The organism is Bacteroides cellulosilyticus DSM 14838 (genome assembly GCF_000158035.1).
GTDB classification, from domain to species: Bacteria; Bacteroidota; Bacteroidia; order Bacteroidales; family Bacteroidaceae; genus Bacteroides; species Bacteroides cellulosilyticus.
Genome location: NZ_EQ973489.1, coordinates 147,021 through 168,494, shown reverse-complemented (window position 1 = coordinate 168,494; position 21,474 = coordinate 147,021). Strand labels below are relative to the sequence as shown.

General features: G+C 42.7%; 10 protein-coding genes and 2 pseudogenes. 9 read left to right on the top strand and 3 right to left on the bottom strand.

All coding sequences use genetic code 11. The features are described from left to right. The 3 genes and pseudogenes from BACCELL_RS27230 to BACCELL_RS03510 all read right to left on the bottom strand — a co-directional run. Positions 1-147, bottom strand: a pseudogene (locus tag BACCELL_RS27230) (DHH family phosphoesterase); the annotation flags it as partial. 137 nt (positions 148-284) lie between these two features. After that, entirely contained in the window at positions 285-1,454 is a 1,170-nt protein-coding gene (locus tag BACCELL_RS03515; RefSeq protein ID WP_007210169.1) for a heparin lyase I family protein, read from the bottom strand. Positions 1,455-1,554: 100 nt separating this feature from the next. Continuing rightward, entirely contained in the window at positions 1,555-3,516 is a 1,962-nt protein-coding gene (locus BACCELL_RS03510; RefSeq protein WP_044153268.1) for a sulfatase family protein, read from the bottom strand. A gap of 247 nt (positions 3,517-3,763) precedes the next feature. Between BACCELL_RS03510 and BACCELL_RS03505 the strand changes: the two genes are divergently transcribed. The 9 genes and pseudogenes from BACCELL_RS03505 to BACCELL_RS26445 all read left to right on the top strand — a co-directional run. Beyond that, positions 3,764-5,662: an ulvan lysase-like protein gene (locus BACCELL_RS03505; RefSeq protein ID WP_007210167.1), complete on the top strand. Its 1,899-nt coding sequence runs from the start codon at positions 3,764-3,766 to the stop codon at positions 5,660-5,662. A gap of 37 nt (positions 5,663-5,699) precedes the next feature. Further along, positions 5,700-9,734: a hybrid sensor histidine kinase/response regulator gene (locus BACCELL_RS03500; protein WP_007210166.1), complete on the top strand. Its 4,035-nt coding sequence runs from the start codon at positions 5,700-5,702 to the stop codon at positions 9,732-9,734. Positions 9,735-9,737: 3 nt separating this feature from the next. Next, positions 9,738-10,904, top strand: a complete 1,167-nt coding sequence (locus tag BACCELL_RS03495) for an aldose epimerase family protein (protein WP_007210165.1) — start codon at positions 9,738-9,740, stop codon at positions 10,902-10,904. 331 nt (positions 10,905-11,235) lie between these two features. After that, positions 11,236-14,433: a SusC/RagA family TonB-linked outer membrane protein gene (locus tag BACCELL_RS03490; RefSeq protein WP_007210164.1), complete on the top strand. Its 3,198-nt coding sequence runs from the start codon at positions 11,236-11,238 to the stop codon at positions 14,431-14,433. A 22-nt stretch (positions 14,434-14,455) separates the two neighbouring features. Beyond that, positions 14,456-16,126: a RagB/SusD family nutrient uptake outer membrane protein gene (locus tag BACCELL_RS03485; RefSeq protein ID WP_029427858.1), complete on the top strand. Its 1,671-nt coding sequence runs from the start codon at positions 14,456-14,458 to the stop codon at positions 16,124-16,126. A gap of 87 nt (positions 16,127-16,213) precedes the next feature. Beyond that, positions 16,214-17,503 (top strand): DUF4995 domain-containing protein, encoded by a 1,290-nt coding sequence (locus BACCELL_RS03480; protein WP_007210162.1) that lies wholly within the window; start codon positions 16,214-16,216, stop codon positions 17,501-17,503. A 16-nt stretch (positions 17,504-17,519) separates the two neighbouring features. Further along, positions 17,520-19,517, top strand: coding sequence for a heparin-sulfate lyase HepC (gene hepC / locus BACCELL_RS03475; protein WP_007210161.1), 1,998 nt, complete (start codon positions 17,520-17,522; stop codon positions 19,515-19,517). Positions 19,518-19,530: 13 nt separating this feature from the next. After that, positions 19,531-21,141 carry a sulfatase family protein gene (locus BACCELL_RS03470; RefSeq protein WP_007218852.1) on the top strand — a complete coding sequence of 537 codons (1,611 nt, stop codon included), beginning with the start codon at positions 19,531-19,533 and terminating at the stop codon, positions 21,139-21,141. A gap of 14 nt (positions 21,142-21,155) precedes the next feature. Continuing rightward, positions 21,156-21,474: pseudogene (locus BACCELL_RS26445) on the top strand (Tat pathway signal sequence); the annotation flags it as partial.

Sequence of the window (21,474 nt, the reverse complement as noted above, 5' to 3'; positions counted from 1 at the left end):
TGAATTCAGGAAGTGCCACAATCCCAATGAAGAGCCTATGGCATCGCCATCCGGCGCTACATGGGCTACAATTACTATTCTCTCCGCATGCCCCATCCACCTGGCAAAACGGTCTATCTTAGCTTGTTCGATTACTTTAGTCAACATACGCTTAATCTATGATTTACAAACAGACGGCTGGAGTGCCCCCATTCATCTATAACAATTTGAAGCGACAAAAGTACGAAAAAGTTCGAGAGTTGAGGGAAAGTAGTGCAGGTTTTATTTAGTCCTTGCCTACAGCCTTATTTCCCGGAGCTTTTTTCATGCTCTTCATAACCGGCAAGATTGTATAGAACAGGGATAGTACTGTTTCCAACACGATAGATACCGAATTTAAAGTAATAACCTTCTTCGTCATTGCGCCCTATTAATATCTCTTCCTTATTTACAATATGCTTCTTAACTTCTTTTCCAGCCTGCTGATAGGACATAATCACATCCAGAAGACCGGGCTTCAGAATGGTTTCTTTCTCTTTCCCGTACAGAGTCCAGTCAATATCCACCCGGAAGGTTATCCAACAATCTTTCGGAAAGGAATCAAACGGCATTTTGTAAGCTATTGTCGAAGCTTTATAAGTGGAGGTTACGGGCTTCATAATCTCTGCCTTGTCCGGGTTTACATTACAACGGTCGGTTTTATCGGTCAGCCATTTGCGGTCCGAGTTAGCTTTAATATAGAAATAGCCTTGTGAAAAGCCGAAAGCAAGAGGTGGATAGCCACCTTGCTCAATCAGCCAGCCATTAGGTTTTCCGGCTTTATAGATTGTATCTCCTTTGGAATTGATTTTAGTTATTTTGTCATGGGCTATATTCTTTTTGAAAATCATCCTCTTTTCCAACTCAAGGAATTCTTCAACGCTAAGTCTCATCACTTTACCGTCAGGGTCGGAAACAAGTGTACGACTCGGCATACCATGCCATTGTGCAAAGATGGTAGACACTTCCTTATCCAAAGTCCGCGGAATGTAAACAGAGAATGTATAACTCATGGATGAGCCTTGCGGACAACTTCCTTTACCGTAATGGTATACAGTCTTCATTTTCTGCGCATTAAGGTATTCAGTTGCCGGATAGTTACGGAAATCATTGGCAACAGCATAACAATAACACAATTCGGCACGACCTTTGGTTTCTCCCTGGGCATAGCCTTCTAAAGTATTGTCTTCCTGTTTCAGCTCGAAGCGATAAGAAGGTTTGCCTTGGAAAGGACGGGAATAATCCAACTGAATGGTATGGGGTTTATTTGTACCGACGGCCACCCAACGCCCGTCAATAATCTGATTTGTACGGGCTGAATCAGCCTGCACATTTACGCGTTCTTTCAGGGGTGTTAAGTTATCTGACTGTGCACGGACCGGACTTACTGTTACCAAAGACAAAAGACAAAGGGGGATTAATACTGCGGTTCTCATTCTTTAATTGATATTTAATAATGTATACGAATCAAGAGTTAGATGGAGCTTATTTGAAGGAGTTATCAGCCTGCAAGCAGACTGATAACTCCTTCAACTCCTAATTAGGTAGAGGTACCATTGCCCTGCGGCCATAGTTTAATTTCAAACCTTTCTTGTAGGCTTCGGGGCCATGCAGATCTTTAATATCCATTTCACCCAGGTTTACAAGGATACCACGCGCCATAAGTCCGGCATCTTCATTTTCAAGACGCGGTAAATTTTCAGCGGCTTCTTTCAGTTCAGACAAAAACGGACGGATATAGTCGCGCATTTCAGGGTCTAAAGATAAACATTCCAAAGAGGAGTAACCTATTTTCCTGTCCTTTTCTTGAGCCGGAGTAATAAGGCGGGCAATACCTTCCTGTGCTTTACCCAGATAAACAACCGCATAAGCTGCCTCGGAAGCTATATAAGGATTCTCGTCTTGCAAGAGTGCCAATAATGCTTGCGGACAAGTATTAATTTGCTTCTCTCTGGCAAGATTTGCATATCCTACTACCCCCCAGAATCTCATCTCCGGCAGAGGGCTGGCAATAGCTTTCTCCAACATGGGAAGAGAAGCTACAGTTGCCGTTCCCGCAATTTCGACAAGCCCATAAAGTTCATCCAAGGGATATTTCTCTTTGCGTACTTTCTCATAAAGTATATGTCCGGTACGTGAATTTGGGAGGAAAAAGCCCAAATCATGGGTAGTACGAATGTGGTCGGATAATGCTTGACGCATTTTATATAAGGTTTCCGCATACTCAGGAATAGCGGATAAATCATGTAATTCATCCGGATCTTTTTCAAGGTCAAACAGCATTTCCGCCGGATGAGGTTCAAAAGTCTGCTTCCAGTCCGGATTGGTATTGTGACCTCCCAGCACCAGTTTGTCCCAAGCTTTATTGGATGGCATTCCCCATTGATAATAATTACGCAGAGCAAACTGACGGTAAGGAATATAACTACGGATATACTTGAAGCGACCATCCGTAACAGCGCGTACCGGCATGAAATGATGCAGTTGGTTGGCTGCCAATGCAAACTGTACTTCACGCTTTTCTTTACTGGCGAACTTGCCGTAAAGCGCCTTTCCTTGCATGTTCTTGGGAGGCTTTACACCTGCTAAACTAAGTACAGTAGGTCCCAGATCGGTGAAGTTCACCAAACCATTTTCTTTACCTTTTGCTCCATTTGCCAGGTGCCGCCATTTAGGAGGAAAGTAGGCTATCATAGGAACTTTCAGTCCGCTTTCGTACAGATAACCTTTACCACGCGCCACGCAACCGCCATGGTCACTGAAAAAGAAAATGATGGTATTGTCTTCCAATCCTCTAGTCTCTAAATCTTTCAGGAAGATTCCCAACCAAGTATCCACATCCTGTACCGCTTCCAGATGACCTGCATAATCCGACCGCACTTCCGGCAAATCGGGCACATAGGAAGGTAAAGTAAGTTGTTGTGGGAAAATACCCTCTTGAGTATAATCCCTGCGTCCATCAGTGTGGAAAGTACGGATACGTCCCATGTGTGAAGTTACTGTGTTATATACAGCGAAGAAAGGCTGATCCTTTCCACGTTTGGTACTATTGTAAGAAGCTTTATTGTTACATTCGTCCCAACAGCTTTTGTTATCTGTAGTAGAGTTATAATGTGTTTTGCTATTGTTTGTGCAGTAATACCCGGCTTCACGCAATCTTTGAGGAAAGAATATATCAGCCGGAGTATCATAAGGAACCGGGTGTATATCCATTCCGTAAGTTGATGAATAACATCCGGTGATAAGAGATGAACGAGCTGCCGAACTTTGTGGTGCCACAGACCATGCATTCATAAATTGTATGCCACGAGCTGCCAAACTATCTGCATTGGGCGTATGTACATCGCCATTGCCATAGCAACCAAATTCATAAGCACTGGTATCTTCGAAGGTTAGCCAAAGGATATTGGGCCTTTCGTTTTTTTTGTCAGCTGCCTCGGTTTGCGAGGAATATAAACCACAAAAAGCAGTACACATAAATAAAGGTAAGTGTCTCATAAAATAGTATGTATTAAGGATAATAAATTCTTGAGGCTAAAGTAGGGCGTTTATGAATAACAAGCGTTTTCTTATGTCGAAAAGAGTGCTAATATTGTTTCAATAAGCTATATTTCGACAATATTAGCAGTGATTCAACAAAATTACGGTTAGTCATAGACGAATGTGAATAAGATATTATATAAAAGAGGTGAAAAGACTGGAGGCGAAACTTTACTTTTGAAATAATAATCTAATCAAAAAAAACATGAGAAGCTTAATCTTAGTACTATTACTGTTAAATGCATTATTCTTATCTGCCCAAGAGGCTACCAACAACAATCTGTCATTCGATAATTCTTTACGCACTGAATCAGAAAAGTTATTAACGGAGTGGATGGACACATTCCTGACTTATCAATGCGACAATTTACATCCGTCTCTCAATGGTGGTGTGCTGTGCCCTGCCTGTGCCCGCATGCATGGGCGCATCGGAGATGCCGTACTCCCCTTAATGTATCTGGCTGATAAAACACACAAAGAGAAATACCTTCTTGCTGCCAAACGCCTGATGGCCTGGATGGAAAACGTGCATCTTCCCAATGGCTCGTGGATGAACGATGTACATGTTTCCGACTGGAACGGTACAACAGTCTTCGCTTCCATAGCTCTTTATGAAGCATTACATTACCATGGGCATTTATTAGACGATTCTACCCGGAACCATTGGAAACAAAGACTGATAGAAGCCGGTGAGTTCATGCTGGCAACTCCTTTTATATACAGCCGCAAACGGGAAGGTATGCGGAATATGAATGTGAACTATTCAGCCTCAGCCACCTATGCATTGTATGCCATTGGAGAGATGTGCAACCGGCCTGATTTTCAAAAAGAAGCCCGTCAGATAGCTGCCGATCTAAAAAACTTTTTCACTGAAAACGATACTTTTCTATATGGTGAAGGTCCCAATATAGGTTCAAAGACAAAAAACGGCTGCCTTCCGGTAGACCTGCTTTATAATGTAGAAGAATCCTTGCCAAATATGGTATATTACGCCCTTATGGCGAAAGACACTGATTTACTGACTCTCATTGACCGTTCAATGGCTACTCACCTGGAGTTTATGTTACCCGATGGTGCCTGGGACAATAGTTGGGGAACCCGTAGTTTTAAATGGACTTATTGGGGCGGACGCACCAGTGATGGTTTTATGGGAGGCTATTATGCAATGGCTGCCCAACATCCGGAATATTTAGAAGCAATCCATCGTAATATACAATTACTGAAAAAGGCTACTTCCGAAGGTCTGCTTTATGGTGGCATGCATTATCGGGTTTCCGGGATTGCCCCATGCATTCACCATACATTCGGTCACGCTAAGGCAATCACTTCTTTTTTAGAACTTCCTCCCCTGAATATCACTTCTTCCCAAGAGCTTCCGCGTGATAAAGCCTATGGTCTGAAATATTTCAAGGATATCCATACCTGGCTTATCTCTCAAGGCCCCTGGCGTGCTACATTCACCGGATATGATGCAGAATATAAAATTAAAGGTACTCATCCGATGGGAGGCGCACTCTCTATGCTATGGCATACACAGGCAGGACCTGTTTTTGCCGCTACAATGAACAAATACCAGTTGATTGAAGCGCCTAATATGCAGAGTAATAGCCGTAAGTATATCATGGGAGGTACACCACGGATCGAGTTTATGCAAAATGGGACCATATATAGCAATTTGGATGACCTGAATACAGATATCATCTGTGATACAGAAAAGAACGGCTATCGGTTTACCGTGAATACCCATTTGGTCGATATAAATCAAAACGCACCTGCCCAAGGAGAGATTCCTGTCACAATTTACTATACCTATACCCGGCAAGGTCTTGAAATAAACGTAGAAAACTGCTATGACGCTACATATCTGATGCTACCAGTCATCGCATCACCCGCAGAAGAGGTAAAAGTAACTCCCCAAAAAGCATCTATAAACAAGGATGGAGGCACTTTATCCATCACCTGTACAGCCGGACATATAGAAGTAGCGCCAACCGATCAAGATGGACGAATATTCAATCCGGTTCCTGGATTTTCTTTTGTACCTTTGCGAATAATTCCTAATAGTTCGGAAAAGAAAATTCGTATAAATATTCTTTTTCGCTAATCTATTTTGTTAATTTGCCTCGTAATTGGATACGACTATGAAAATAATACAAACTTTGTTAGTACTTTTAGGAGGGTTATTTCCATTTATACTGAATGCCGGAACAACGGAGGATATTTACTTCTCTCACATCGGTATGGAAGATGGATTATCACACAGTACCATATTCGCAATTAATCAGGATAAAGAAGGGAATTTATGGTTCGCCACGTACGACGGTGTGAATAAGTACGATGGTTACAATTTCACTGTATACCGCCATGAATATGCAAACCCCAATAGTATTGCCAGTGACATAACCCGGTGCATAGCCATCGATGATTCGGATCAGATATGGGTGGGTACCCGTGAAGGCCTATCCTTTTATAATCGTCGTAAAAACTCATTCTCCAATTACTACTATAAGAAGAATGGCATCAATGTCCCCATCAACAGCATTGCTCCCATTAAAGAGAACTGGCTGATGCTGGGTACGGCAGAAGGTATTTTACTTTTCGATATCAAGAAAGAATGCTTCTTAAACGATACTTTACCTTCCCTGCATTTGTTGAAACCAACCGTTTTAGTACGCCAGGGCGAATACATTTATATAGGTGCCGAAGATGGAGTATATACTTACACATTATCGGGAGGTAAATTGGAAAGATTAGTAAGTATGCCCGCAGGGATACGCATACATGCCATTTTGTGTCAGATGTTCAGCCGGATATGGATGGCAACCGAAGGGGATGGACTATTTATGTACGATGCCAAAACCAAGGAGTTGAAAAACTATCGTTATGAAAGTGAGCAGTCCGGTTTAAATTCCAATTATGTACGCTCATTGGAGCTGGATACGGAAAATCGTTTATGGGTAGGGACTTATAGCGGACTGAATATCTATAAAGAAGCTACCGACAATTTCTCTTCTATAAAAAGTTCCGAGATACAGGAAGGAAGTCTGTCACAAAATTCTGTCAGAAGTATTTTTAAAGATTCTCAAGGCGGCATGTGGTTAGGAACTTATTGGGGCGGGTTGAACTATTACCATCCTCTTTGTAATCGCTTCCAGCGTATCAAGCATGTTCCTTTTCTGAATTCACTTAGTAATAATGTGGTCAGTTGTATTGTAGAAGACAGTGAACATAACCTGTGGATTGGAACAAGTGATGGCGGATTGAACTTCTATGATTCCACCTCAAAATTATACAAGAACTACCTGTTTAAATCAGGATCATTGGATGTACCTTTCAAGGATATTAAAACAGTGTATGTAGACGAGGAACATGATAAAGTATATGTGGGAGCCCATGCCGGAGGCATGATGGCCCTCCAGCGCAAATCGGGACGGGTAGAATACTTCAATCGCCAGAACAGTAACTTACCCAGTAATAATATCTATTCTATCATCTCCGATGAGAACGGAGGATTATGGGTCGCTTCACTGGAACATCTCCTGCATTTCGATATAGACAAGCGCAATTTTACAATTGTAGACAAAGATCAGAATGGGCGTAAATTACAACAATATAACCGTTTGTTGTTTCGCGATTCCAGGAGACGTATATGGGTAGGAGGTGAAATGGGGGTATCTGTTTATAATCAGATAGGAACAGATTTCCTGGCCAATACAGATTTCCATATAGACCCGATACTACAGCAGGCATTTGTGAATTGCTTTTATGAATCTACATCGGGATATATCTGGATCGGGACACGTAGCGGACTTTTCGCTATGAAAGAAGGAAGTAAGGAGCTATTGCAATATACCACGGCAGATGGTTTGCCGAGTAATGTTATTTATGGCATCATGGAAGATGCTTACGCTCGTTTGTGGATAAGTACCAATCAAGGTTTGAGTTGCCTGAATCCGGAAAATGGAAAGTTCCGTAACTTTACTATATTGGACGGTTTACAGGGAAATCAGTTTAATGCCGGATCTTATTGTCGTCAAGATAACGGTTACATGTTGTTCGGGGGTGTCAACGGCATTACATTATTCCGTCCGGAAACACTGATTGACAATCCTTATGCTCCTAAGCCGGTAATCAACAAGCTGTTTGTTTACAATAAGGAAGTCCTTCCCAACGACGAAACGGGAATATTGAGTGAAACGATTGAATATGCAGATCATATCACCCTATCCTCTTCTCAGAATTCATTCGCCATATCTTTTGTAGTGTCCAACTATATCGCCGGCAAACACAACACTTTTGCTTATAAACTGGAAGGGTATAATGACGAGTGGTACAGACAGAACGATACCAGTCCGGTTTCGTACTCTAATTTGCCGGCAGGTGACTATACTTTTTATATAAAAGCAGCGAACAATGACGGTAAATGGAATGAAGAACCGACTGTACTTCATATTCGCGTCCTGCCTGTTTGGTACTGTACCTGGTGGGCACTTTCATTGTTTGCTCTGTCTTTCATGTTGGTGGTATTTGGCATTGTCCGCTATTTCTGGTTGCGTAAAAGTATGCAGGCTGAAATTCTTATGGAAAGACTGGACAAGGAGAAACAGGAAGAAATCAGCCAGATGAAAATCCGTTTTTACGTTAATATATCACACGAATTACGTACTCCGCTCACCCTGATTGTAGCACCACTGCAAGAATTGCTAAGTCGCATATCCGGACATTGGGAACATGAACAGTTGCTGTATATACAAAGAAATACCAACCGCTTGCTGCATCTCGTCAATCAGTTAATGGATTACCGACGGGCAGAGTTGGGAATCTTTGAACTAAGACTGGTAAGTGCCAATGCCTACAAAAGAGTTTTGAATAGCTTCATGAACTATGAAAGTTTGTCGAAGAAAAAAGATATAGACTATAATTTCTATACGGAATTGCAGGACAAAGAACTGTTATTCGATGAAAACTATCTGGATCTTATTGTTAACAACTTACTGTCGAACGCTTTTAAATATACCGAAGAAGGTGAAAGTATTACGGTAAAACTGTATCAGGAAGCAGGTGATCTTGTACTGCAAGTTACAGATACAGGTATCGGTATTCCCAAAGAAAAACAGGAGAAGATTTTTGAGCGGTTCTATCAAGTGGAAAGCGGACGTGAAGGAAGCGGTATTGGTCTTTCCCTGGTACAACGGCTGGTTGAATTGCACCATGGAAGAATTGAGTTGGAGAGTGAACCCGGAAAAGGTTCTACTTTCTCCATTTACCTTCCGCAAGATAAATCTGTATATAGCCGTGAAGAACTGCTTGGAGGAGAAGAGAACGCAGACAATCAACGGGTATACTCTACGAATGCGCACGACGTATATATCGGTGATGAAGAAGAAGCCGATACAGAAAGCGAAGAAGATGAGAATACAAATAAACGAGGAACACTCCTTGTGGTGGAAGACAATAAAGAATTAAGGCAATATCTGGTCAATGGATTGTCCGGCTTATTCAATATGCTGGAAGCTGAAAATGGGCAAAAGGCATTAGACATTCTGAAAGAGAAGGAAGTTGACCTGATTGTAACGGATGTCATGATGCCCGTAATGGATGGTGCCAAATTATGTAAGTTGGTAAAACAAAACTTACGCACCTGTCATATTCCAATATATATGCTGTCTGCCAAAGCAGATATTAAATATCAATTGGAAGGTTTACAGGTAGGAGCAGATGATTACATAGCCAAACCTTTCTCGATGGCAATATTGAAAGCAAAGATTATGAACATGCTGCGTACACGCCACCGCATCTTCGAACACTATTCCAATACCACCGAAATAGAACCGGAGAAACTTACCAATAACACGATGGATGAAGAACTGCTCAGAAAAGCGATTGCAGTGATTGAAAGGAACATGGACAATGTAGAATTTTCTACAGAGCAATTTGCGCGTGAGATGAATATGAGCCGTTCTAATCTACATCTGAAATTAAAAGCAATAACAGGAAAGTCAGCTATCGACTTTATCCACAAGATACGCTTTAACCGCGCATGTCAGCTTTTGCAGGAAGGAAAATACAATGTTTCAGAAATCAGTTTTATGGTAGGCTACAATACTCCTTCTTATTTTGCAGCACGTTTCAAGAAGTATATAGGTTGTCTGCCTACCGAATATGGAAAGAAATAAGATATGAGAAAATATAAGATGTGGACACTACTCATTGTTCTGTCCTTGTTAGCAGCATGTAAACAACCCCAATCATTAACCCCTTCTGTCAGTGAAGTCGCACAAATTAAGGCAAATGGTACATCCATCCGGCTTTTCTGTTTGACAAACAGGAATGGAATGACAATCAAAGTCACCAACTTTGCCGCCTCGCTAACGTCCGTTTCCGTACCCGACAAAAAGGGGAACTTCGAACAAGTAGTACTGGGCTTCGATAGTTTAGAAAGTTACTTGGGAAAGCATCCTAAATTTGGTGCCACTGTAGGCAGATTTGCCAATAGAATCAAGCATGGCGAGTTTTGCCTGGATAACCAGATCTTTCAACTTGAAAAGAACAGTAAAGGAAATTCTGTTCATGGCGGAAGCCGGGGATTCAATACTCAAGTATTCGAAACGGATACCTTTTATGTAGTGAAAGACACGGCAATAGTTGTCTTTTCTTATAAAAGCGCTCACCTTGAAGGAGGATTTCCCGGCAATCTGAATCTGTCAATCGCTTATAAACTGACTGATCGCAATGAAGTAATCCTGGATTATACGGCAACCACGGATCAGCCTACTGTTGTAAATTTCACCAATCACAGCTACTTCAATCTGACCGGCTGTAAAGAGCCTGTACTGAACCATCTTTATACATTGCATGCGGACTCAATTACCCCGGTAGATTCAACAGGAGTCCCTACCGGAGAGCTGAAGGCAGTTACAGGAACGGAGTATGACTTCAGAACTCCACGAACAGCCGAAAAACAAATCCGACGGATGATGGGAAAAACTTATGATATCAATTATAAACTAAATAAACACCCGGATTCTTTGGAATTAGTAGCTACAGTCACCGAACCTGTATCTGGAAGAATACTAAAAGCATACACCACTGAACCCGGGATGCAATTTTATATTCCAAGTTCCAACATGGATTATCTGAATGGGCATGGCAATAGAAAGTACGGTAAATACTATGGATTCTGCCTCGAAATGCAGCATTTCCCAGACTCCCCCAATAAGCCCCAATTTCCTTCTACAGTATTGCGACCTGGCGAAATCTACCGGCAGACAACAATCTATAAATTTGAAAATTCACCAGCAACGAAATGCCACCTCCGTATCAAGTCAGTACCTCCTCCGTACTGAGTCCGTATCTATGAGTATGGAGATACTACGGAGAAGATACGGAGATGGTACGGAGATACTACGGAGGAGGTACGGACATGATACGGAGATACCTCAATGGTCTTTCAGCAATCAATCCTGCATATTATTTCTTTATTGAATAAAGCCCCCCCTTCCATAGGGCTCTGTGGCGCACATTTTACACAAAAACATTCTAAGGTGAACAATATTAGCATGCAAAAAGCATAAAATTGGGAGTATCAAAAACAATACTTTCTCACTTTTTTTTGCGCTTGCAGTAAGTTTGCCGTCACAAAATGATCTCTAAAGTTAAACCTTAGATTTATTTATTATGTTCAAATTAAAAGAATCTATTTTATTGTTTTTCCTCGCTTTCGTCAGTACGATTGCATACGCGCAAAGTCTGACAGTTACTGGTAAGGTAGTCGATAGCGAAGGTTATGAAGTTATTGGAGGTAGCGTTATTATTAAGGGTGCTGCCGGTATTGGAACTGTTACTGACATAGATGGTCACTATTCGCTGAAAGTGAATGATGCATCTAAAGATGTATTAGTTTTTTCGTATGTGGGAATGACTCCCCAGGAAGTGAAAGTCAACAATCAGAGTGTTATTAATGTAACGTTGCAGGCAGATGCCGTACTGCTGGACGAAGTTGTAGCCATCGGTTATGCAACTGTAAAACGTAAGGACCTGACCGGTTCTGTTGCTTCGGTTAATAGCAAAGAACTTTCGAAAGTTCCTACCAGTGATATCACACAAGCCCTTGCCGGCCGCATGGCAGGTGTGCAGGTTATGCAGAGTGAAGGTGCTCCCGGAGCTTCCATTTCTGTTCGGGTTCGTGGTGGTATTTCCATTACTCAAAGTAACGAACCTTTGTATATCATCGACGGTTTCCCCAGCGAAGACGGTATGTCTACCCTTGACCCGGCGGAAATTGAAACAATCGACATCCTGAAAGATGCTTCTGCTACAGCTATCTACGGTGCCCGTGGTGCTAATGGTGTAGTCGTTATTACTACCAAGAGCGGTGGTAAAGACGGAAAAGCGACTGTTACATTTGACAGTTATGTAGGTTTCAAGAAAATAGCCAAGAAGCTGGATGTACTTTCTACTTATGAATTTACGATGTTGGATTATGAACGTCGCGTTTACGACGCTACCACTCCGGACGACTGGGAGAAAGACATCAAAAAGTTCACCGAAATCTACGGCAACTACAGTGACCTTGAAAAAAACTATGGCAATCGTAAAGGGCTGGACTGGCAAGATGAAACATTAGGACGCACGGCAATTACACAAAACTATCGTGTAGGCGTTTCCGGTGGTACTGATAAATTAAATTATAACCTGGCATATTCTTATTATGACGAAGAGGGTGCCATGGTATATAGCGGCAACAACAAGCACAACATTTCATTCAACATGAATCATAAAGTGAATGACCGCTTGGACATCACCGCCCGTATCAGCTACGACCAAATGAAAATTACCGGTATGGGTACTTCTGAAGGAGGCGACCGTTTCAATAAGATGCAGCACATTTTGCAGTACCGCCCCACAGTAGGTATCAACGGAACCGATGACCTGTTATTGGGAGATGAAGACCCTATCTTCCTGGATGATTCGGGTAACGTAATGCAGAACCCCTTACTTTCTGCGGCAGAAGAGACGAATGATCGTGAATATCGTACATTCCAGGCTAACGGTGGCTTTACTTTGAAACTTTTCAAAGGTCTCTCTTTCCGTAATACCACAGGTATGCGTTACCAGACACGACGCAATGATGTTTTCTACGGAGACAAGTCAATCACAGCAAAACGTTCAAGCATCAATGGTAGTATTCAAAATCTGGAGACCGGTAGCTTCCAGACTTCAAACGTATTGAATTATAACTGGTCGGGTAAAGGTCATGACGTGACTGCCATGGTAGGTCAGGAATATGTAGACCGTTGGAACCGTAATTTCAAAGCAGCAGCATCTAACTTCCCGAATGACGATATAGGTTTGGCTGACCTCTCACTGGGTCTTCCGACAGCAGTTCAGTCTGCCGAAAACTATGATGATAAATTGCTCTCTTTCTTCGCCCGTTTCAACTACGGCTTCAAAGATAAATACTTGTTTACCGCTTCGGTTCGTGCCGATGGTTCTTCCAAATTCGGTAAGAATAACAAGTGGGGCTATTTTCCTGCATTTTCAGCAGCTTGGCGCCTGGGAGAAGAAGAGTTTATCAAGAACTTGAATATCTTCTCTGACTTAAAAGTTCGTTTGGGCTATGGTATGGCGGGTAACAACCGTATCGACAGTTACCTTAGTCTGGCTGTATTGGGATCTGTTACTTATCCCAATGGAGACTCCACCCAGCCCGGTTATGTTTCCAAGCAGATTCCTAACCCTGACTTGAAGTGGGAAGCTAACAAAACCTTCAACTTTGGTCTTGACTTCGGTTTCTTCAATCAGCGTTTAACCATTTCTCCTGAATTTTACATAAACCGCAGTAGCAATTTGTTGCTAAACGCCAAACTGCCTACTTCATCCGGTTACAACAGCATGGTTATCAATGCCGGTGAAACAGAAAACAAAGGTATTGACTTAACCATCAACTCAACCAATATCACGAATAAGAATTTTACCTGGAACACATCCATCACTCTGTCACACAATAAGAATTCTGTAAAGAAACTGACGGGAGAAGATGTGCAGTTGTGGGAGGCTAACTTCGGTTACAGCCAGAATACGCACATTATCGGTGTGAACCAACCTTTGGGACAGATGTACGGATACGTAACAGATGGTCTGTACCAAGTATCTGACTTTGATTACGATGCAGCAACTAAAACTTACACACTGAAAGACGGTGTTCCGTATGCAGGTGAAAAAGGTAATGTAAAACCGGGTATGTGGAAGTTTAAGAATATAGATGGCAGCAAAGACAATAAAATTACAGAAGCTGACAAAACAGTCATTGGTAACGCTTATCCGAAAATTTACGGTGGTATCAATAACACTTTCACTTACAAAGATTTCGATTTGAGTATATTCCTTACCTATAGCATCGGTAACGATGTATTCAATGCAACCAAACTGACCAATACCAAAACTGCTTTGCAGAACAAAAACGTTTTGGCAGTAGCTGACTCTAAGCACCGTTGGGTATTGGTTAATAAGGCAGGTGACTTGATTACAGATCCCCAGGAGATGGCAGACATCAACAAGGGCAAGACTGTAGCCGCCATTTATGATAACGAAGCAGGTGATACTTACATTCACTCTTGGGCTGTAGAAGACGGTTCTTTCCTGAAACTGAGTAACATTACTTTAGGTTACACATTCCCGAAGAAGATGATCAGAAAAGTCGGATTGAGCAAATTACGTCTTTATGCCACAGGCTCTAACCTGCTGACCTGGACCAAATATTCCGGCTTCGATCCTGAAGTTTCTACCATGGGAAATGGTCTGACACCGGGCGTTGACTTTGGTGCTTATCCCAGAAGCCGCGCGTTTGTTTTCGGTATTAATTTAGCTTTCTAATGAACTTCAAATGGAGAATACAATGAAAAAATATAAAGTGATTGCGCTAAGCGCACTGATTGCAGCAGGATTCACCTCTTGCGACCTGACAGAAAAACCTACTTCTTACTACGAGAAGGACACTTATTTTGAAACTATGGACCAGGCAAAAATGTCAGTAGTAGGTATTTACGATTGTCTGGCTATAGACAAGCATTACGGACAATATGAAATGGCGATGCCTGCTTCGGACGATACCTATTATATTCAAGGAACAGGTACGGATAACACACGTCGTGATATTGCCCACTACATGGTGAAACCGACCAATACTTGGATTGCATCCATATGGGAATACAAATACCTGGGTATTGACCGCGCTAATTTTTCCATTGCCGGTATTGAGCAGATGACAGGTTACGAAGAAGATTCCAATTTAAAGGAGTTAGTGGCTCAGGCACGTTTCCTCCGCGCATTTCTGGCTTTCGATTTAATTAAATACTGGGGAGATGTTCCGTTCAAAACCACTTATACTGCCGGATATGAAGAAGCTTTCAAAGGTCGTGTAAGTCGTGAAGAAATCTATGACCAGATTATAGTTGACCTGAATTTCGCTAAAGAGAACCTGCAAAAAGACAATGCTTCACTTTCACCGGAAGTTCCTTCACAAGGTGCTGCCCACGCATTGCTGATGCGTGTTTATCTGCAACGTGCCGGGTACAGCTTGCAGCAAGACGGTACATTGACCCGCCCGGACGAAACTAAAAGAAAAGAATACTTTAACGCTGTAATTGCCGAATGGACCGCCTTCCAGAACAAAGGCAACCATGGTTTTTATACAGGTGGTTTTGAACAGTTATTCAGAGGTTATTCAGAAGGCATCTTGAATTCCCAAGAGAGTTTGTGGGAAATTGCTTTCAATCCTACAGGAGCCGGCTACAAGGACAATGCAGGTACTTGGGCTACTTATAACGGACCAGCGGTAGAGGCACCGGGAAAAAATGCTCCTGCTGATGCATGGGGACGTGCCAATGCTTTCTTCCGTGTACTGCCGGCCTGGAAAAACTTCTTTGAAGAAGGCGATGAACGCAGAGATGTAATGGTATGTACCTATCAATACAAATGGAATGCAAATGCCGGCAAACATGATAAGGTTGAAAACGCAAAACTGACTGACTGGTATCCCGGCAAATGGCGCAGAGAGTGGATGCCCGGAGGTTTTGTAGATCCCAACAACACAGGAGTGAACTATTGTCCGCTTCGCTTCGCCGACGTTGTATTGATGGCAGCTGAAGCTTATAATGAAACAGGCAACACCCCGGAAGCCTGGAAACTGCTGAATATGGTACGTGAACGCGCAAAAGCTACTCCGATAACCGATGCCAACTACAGCAGCCTGATGAAAGCTCCACAAGTTTATGATCTCCCATATATTCAGGATGGAGACGCTGCCGGCAAGTTCCGCACAGCTCTTTACTGGGAACGTGGTTTCGAGTTAGCTTTCGAAGGTCAGCGCAAATACGACCTGTTGCGTTGGGGTATCTTGGGCGACGCACTGAAGTTCTTCCAAGGGAATATGGACAAAACACTGAAAGGCAAGTATGTAGCCGGTGATAAATTCGTCAAAGGCCAGCATGAACTTTTCCCGATACCACTGGGAGAATTACAGGCTAATCCGGCTTTGAATAACCAGAATAATCCGGGTTACGAATAAATCCGGGAAATATAAAATTGGCAATTGTGATGGAGAGAGAATCTGTTTCATACTCTCTCCATCTGCTTTACTTATAAAATGTATTGTATGAAAAGATTTTTATTATTTTGTTGTGCGGTTGCTACATTACAAGGTTTCTCCAGCTGTTCATCCAGTCAGCCTAATACAGAGTATGGCTGGTTGAAAAATGCAATAGACACCTCTGTACAGCAATTGGAAGAAACAGTGGCCGATGTAGGTGATTCAGTCTTATTACCCCGTTCCATCTGGACAGGATATGATATGGATTTTCTCTGTCGGCAATTGCAAAGAGATCCTGCAACCTTTAAGGATTCTTTGCGGATTAAGCCAGTGAAGGATGCCATAGGAACCCGTCGCTATTGCTCTTCCATCTATGATTGGACAAGTGGTTTTTTCCCCGGAAACTTGTGGTATGCGTATCAGCTGACCGGCATTGAAGGTTTAAAGAACGGTGCCGTGAAATTCACGAATTATTTGTATCCCGTAAAAGACTATAAAGGCACACACGACATCGGATTTATGATGAATTGCAGTTATGGCAATGCATATCGCTTGGCTCCCGCCGACAGCGTTCGTCAGGCATTGGTGCAAACAGCTGATAACTTATGCAGCCGTTTTGATCCGACCATAGGTTCTATTCGTTCCTGGGATTTCGGGAAGTGGAATTTCCCTGTAATCATTGATAACATGATGAACCTGGACCTGCTGTTTTACGTAAGCCATCTTACCAATGATTCCAAGTATAAGGACATCGCATTGAAACATGCCGAGACAACATTGAAGAATCATTTCAGAACAGATCATTCATCCTATCATGTAGTCAGTTACAATAATGATGGCAGCGTAGAAATGAAATGTACCCATCAGGGAAAAAATGACGATTCGTCATGGGCACGCGGACAAGCCTGGGGAGTATATGGATATACCTCTTGCTACCGTGAATCCAAAGATACGGCCTTCTTGCAGCAAGCCAAAGATATTGCAACGTTGATTATGACCCGCGTAAAGACTGAAGATGCGATACCCTTGTGGGATTATGATGCACCGGATAGCCCGGAAACACCCCGTGATGCATCTGCCGCCTCTGTTACAGCTTCTGCTTTGATAGAACTCAGCACGTTGGTAGAAGACGGACAAGTATATTTTGATTATGCAGAAAAGCTACTAAAATCTCTTTCTTCCGATGCTTATTTGGCAAAGGTTGGTACGAATCAGGGATTTATCCTGATGCACTCTACAGGTTCGTTGCCCAATGGCTCCGAAATTGATACTCCTATCAATTATGCCGATTATTATTACCTGGAAGCATTGGCCCGGTATATGCAGGTAAAAGGACTCGATTATAAATCGCTTTAAACGAAATTAATATACCATGAAAATAGCAAAGTATTTTTTATGTCTGGCTCTTTTGCTGGTCGCCATAAGTGCGGAAGCGCAACAATTGCGGAAGGAAGCTTTTGATTTACTGAACCTGGATTATCCGGGTTTGGAGAAAGTAAAGGCCGCATGCGCCCAACAACAATGGGATAAAGCGGCTCAGGCTTTATTGGACTATTACCGCCAACGCACCGGCATAGGACATCCTGATATTAATCTGAAGAATATCAAGATATCAAAGGAAGAACAAAAATGGGCGGATGATGCCTTGGAACATACATTTTTTGTGCACAAAGGATATCAGCCTTCCTATAATTACGGTAAAGACATCAACTGGCAATATTGGCCGGTACAGGACAATGAGTTGCGCTGGCAGTTGCATCGCCATAAATGGTTCACCCCGATGGGAAAAGCATATAGAATCTCAGGGGATGAGAAATATGCCAAAGAATGGGCATACCAATATATGGACTGGATTAAGAAGAATCCTCTGACAACCGTAGAGAAAGAAGAATACGAACTTGTCAGTGCAGGTGAAGTAAAAGGAAATGCTGAGAATGTACGCTTTGCATGGCGTCCGCTGGAAGTAAGTAACCGTTTGCAGGATCAGACACTGCAATTTCTATTGTTTATTCCCTCACAGGCTTTTACTCCGGAGTTCCTGACCGAGTTCCTCATTAATTACCATCGGCATGCCTTACACATTCTGGGCAATTACTCCGATCAAGGCAACCATCTGTTGTTCGAAGCACAGCGTATGGTCTATGCAGGTGCATTTTTCCCTGAATTTAAAGAGGCAACCGGATGGAGAGAGAGTGGGATAAGCATTTTGAACCGTGAAATAAAAAAACAGGTTTACCCGGACGGCGGTCAATATGAACTGGACCCGCACTATCATTTGGCGGCAATCAATATCTTCTGCAAGGCCCTGCGTATGGCAGACGTCAATGGTTTCCGTCAGGAATTTCCTGTCGAATACGTGAATACTGTGAAAAATATGATTGAGTTCTACTCTAATATCTGTTTCCCGGATTACAGTAATCCTTGTTTCAGTGATGCGAAACTGGGAGACCGCCCAGCAGAAGTCCGCAATTATCAAGACTGGCTCAAACTGTTTCCGGATTGCGACTGGATTCGTTATTATGCTACTGAAGGTCGTGAAGGTTCCCCCCTACCCAACCTTTCTCACGGAGCCCTGACTTCCGGTTTCTTTACTTTCAGAAATGGCTGGAAACAAGATGCTACTGTAATGGTGGTAAAGGCCGGTCCCAAAGGTGAGTGGCACTGTCAACCGGATAACGGAACTTTTGAGCTTTGGTTCAATGGTCGGAATCTCTTTCCGGATAGCGGTTCATACGTCTATGCCGGTGATGATGAAGTGATGAAACTTCGCAACTGGTTCCGCCGGACAAGTTCACATAATACCCTGACACTGGATGAGAAAAACTTGCAGACCACACAATCCGTTACTAAACTTTGGCAACCCGAAGGTAATGAACAAATCCTGGTGACAGAGAATCCTCATTATGAGGGTTTGAAGCACAGACGTTCTGTCTTCTTTGTAGACCAATCTTATTTTGTCATTGTCGATGAGGCTGTGGGAGATGCAAAAGGAACAGTGAATCTGAACTATCATTTATGTGAAGGTACTGTAAATGTGGATGGAAAGAACCATATTCTGACCACCGCTTATGACGGGCCAAGCAATATGAAGCTACAATGCTTTGCCGAAAAGAAAGCTTCGATAAGAGAAAAAGAAGGATGGCGTTCAACTGCTTATCGCGTACGTGTACCCCGTACTTCGGTTTCTTTTGATGTGGACAAAAAGGATTCGGAAGCTGTACGCTACATAACCATTATCTATCCTTCGAAAAATGCAGCTTCTTTTCCTGCATTCAAGGCTAAATTCCTGAATAAGAAGTTTGATGAGAATGGAGTGAAGATAGAAATATCTGTTGATGGAAAGAAACGTCAATTGGAGTATAAACTATAAGAAGACTTTTATTATGAATCGCTTATCATACTTATTTTTGCCTCTCACTGCCATCGGAGTCTCCGCTTGCAGCTCCAATAAGGCCAAAGAGGAGGTGAAACGTCCGAACATTATCTTTATGATGACAGACGACCATACTACGCAGGCTATGTCATGCTACGGTGGACGCCTCTTGCAAACTCCCAATATGGATCGGATTGCCAATGAAGGTATTCGTATGGACAATTGCTATGCGGTCAATGCTTTATCCGGTCCGTCAAGAGCTTGTATCTTGACGGGCAAATTCAGCCACATCAATGGATTCACTGATAATGCCAGTACTTTCGACGGCAACCAACAGACCTTTCCCAAATTATTACAGTCGGCAGGATACCAAACTTCGATTATCGGTAAATGGCATCTGATTACTGAACCTCAGGGATTTGATTATTGGTGCATCTTGACCGGACAACATGAACAAGGGGATTATTATAATCCCGATTTCAATGAGAACGGAAAGCAGATTGTAGAACAGGGCTATGCTACCGATATTATCACGGATAAGGCCATCGAGTATCTGGAACACAGAGATAAAAGTAAGCCTTTCTGCATGATGTACCATCAGAAAGCTCCGCATCGTAACTGGATGCCTGCCCCCCGCCACTTGGGTATGTTCAATAATACCGTTTTTCCTGAACCGGCCACACTCTTCGATACGTATGAAGGAAGAGGTTCCGCTGCCAGGGAACAGGATATGTCTATTGAACATACATTGACCAATGATTGGGACCTGAAACTGCTGACTCGTGAAGAAATGTTGAAAGATACGACCAATCGCCTCTATCAGGTCTACAAACGTATGCCGGCTGATGTGCAGAATAAATGGGATTCAGTATATGCCCAGCGCATTGCCGAGTATCGCAGTGGTAAACTGGAAGGTAAAGAGTTGATCAGCTGGAAGTATCAGCAATATATGCGGGATTACCTGGCTACAATTGTTGCTGTGGATGAAAATATAGGGCGGTTACTCAGTTATCTGGAAAAAATCGGTGAGTTGGACAATACAATCATTATCTACACTTCGGATCAGGGTTTCTTCCTGGGCGAACATGGTTGGTTCGATAAACGCTTCATGTATGAGGAATGTCAGCGTATGCCACTGGTCATCCGCTACCCGAAGGCTATCAAGAGCGGAAGTGTTTCGAATGCCATTGCCATGAATGTGGATTTTGCTCCCACTTTGCTGGATTTTGCCGGAGTAGACATACCCGCCGATATTCAAGGCCGGTCGCTCAAACCGATTTTGGATAATGAGGGAAAAGTACCGGCAGACTGGAGAAAAGCCGCCTATTACCACTATTATGAGTATCCGGCGGAACATTCGGTTAAAAGACATTATGGTATTCGTACAGCTGATTTTAAACTGATTCACTTCTATAATGATGTGGACGAGTGGGAAATGTACGATTTGAAGAATGATCCGAATGAATTGAATAATGTGTTTGACAAACCAGAGTATGCCGACAAGCGGACAGAACTGATGTCACTGCTGAAAGAAACCCAAAAGCAGTATAAGGATGATGATCCGGATGAAAAGGTAAATGAGCTGTTCAAAGGTGACAGACGATTGATGAAAAATAGATAATCTAAATGAATACCATGAATAGAAGAAGTTTTTTAAAAAATACAAGCTGGTCCTTCCTCGGATTAGCAGTTTCCGGTAGCTTATTGTCCGCATGCCAACGCGGAACTGCCGCAGGAAAGAAAATTATGCCCTCTGCCAGTAATCTGAAATATTTCTGGGGAGACTTGCATAACCACTGTAACATAACCTACGGTCATGGCGACATGCGTTCTGCGTTCGAAGCCGCCAAGGGGCAATTGGATTTTGTATCTGTCACTCCACATGCCATGTGGCCTGACATACCCGGGGCAGATGATCCTCGCCTGAAGTGGGTGATTGATTATCATACCGGTG

Excerpts from the sequence above, each read along its gene's own strand:
- BACCELL_RS03500 (WP_007210166.1), top strand. The coding sequence starts at position 5,700 with ATGAAAATAATACAAACTTTGTTAGTACTTTTAGGAGGGTTATTTCCA.
- BACCELL_RS03505 (WP_007210167.1), top strand. The coding sequence starts at position 3,764 with ATGAGAAGCTTAATCTTAGTACTATTACTGTTAAATGCATTATTCTTA.
- BACCELL_RS03490 (WP_007210164.1), top strand. The coding sequence starts at position 11,236 with ATGTTCAAATTAAAAGAATCTATTTTATTGTTTTTCCTCGCTTTCGTC.
- BACCELL_RS03510 (WP_044153268.1), bottom strand. The coding sequence starts at position 3,516 with ATGAGACACTTACCTTTATTTATGTGTACTGCTTTTTGTGGTTTATAT.
- BACCELL_RS03515 (WP_007210169.1), bottom strand. The coding sequence starts at position 1,454 with ATGAGAACCGCAGTATTAATCCCCCTTTGTCTTTTGTCTTTGGTAACA.
- hepC (WP_007210161.1), top strand. The coding sequence starts at position 17,520 with ATGAAAATAGCAAAGTATTTTTTATGTCTGGCTCTTTTGCTGGTCGCC.
- BACCELL_RS03485 (WP_029427858.1), top strand. The coding sequence starts at position 14,456 with ATGAAAAAATATAAAGTGATTGCGCTAAGCGCACTGATTGCAGCAGGA.
- BACCELL_RS03470 (WP_007218852.1), top strand. The coding sequence starts at position 19,531 with ATGAATCGCTTATCATACTTATTTTTGCCTCTCACTGCCATCGGAGTC.
- BACCELL_RS03480 (WP_007210162.1), top strand. The coding sequence starts at position 16,214 with ATGAAAAGATTTTTATTATTTTGTTGTGCGGTTGCTACATTACAAGGT.
- BACCELL_RS03495 (WP_007210165.1), top strand. The coding sequence starts at position 9,738 with ATGAGAAAATATAAGATGTGGACACTACTCATTGTTCTGTCCTTGTTA.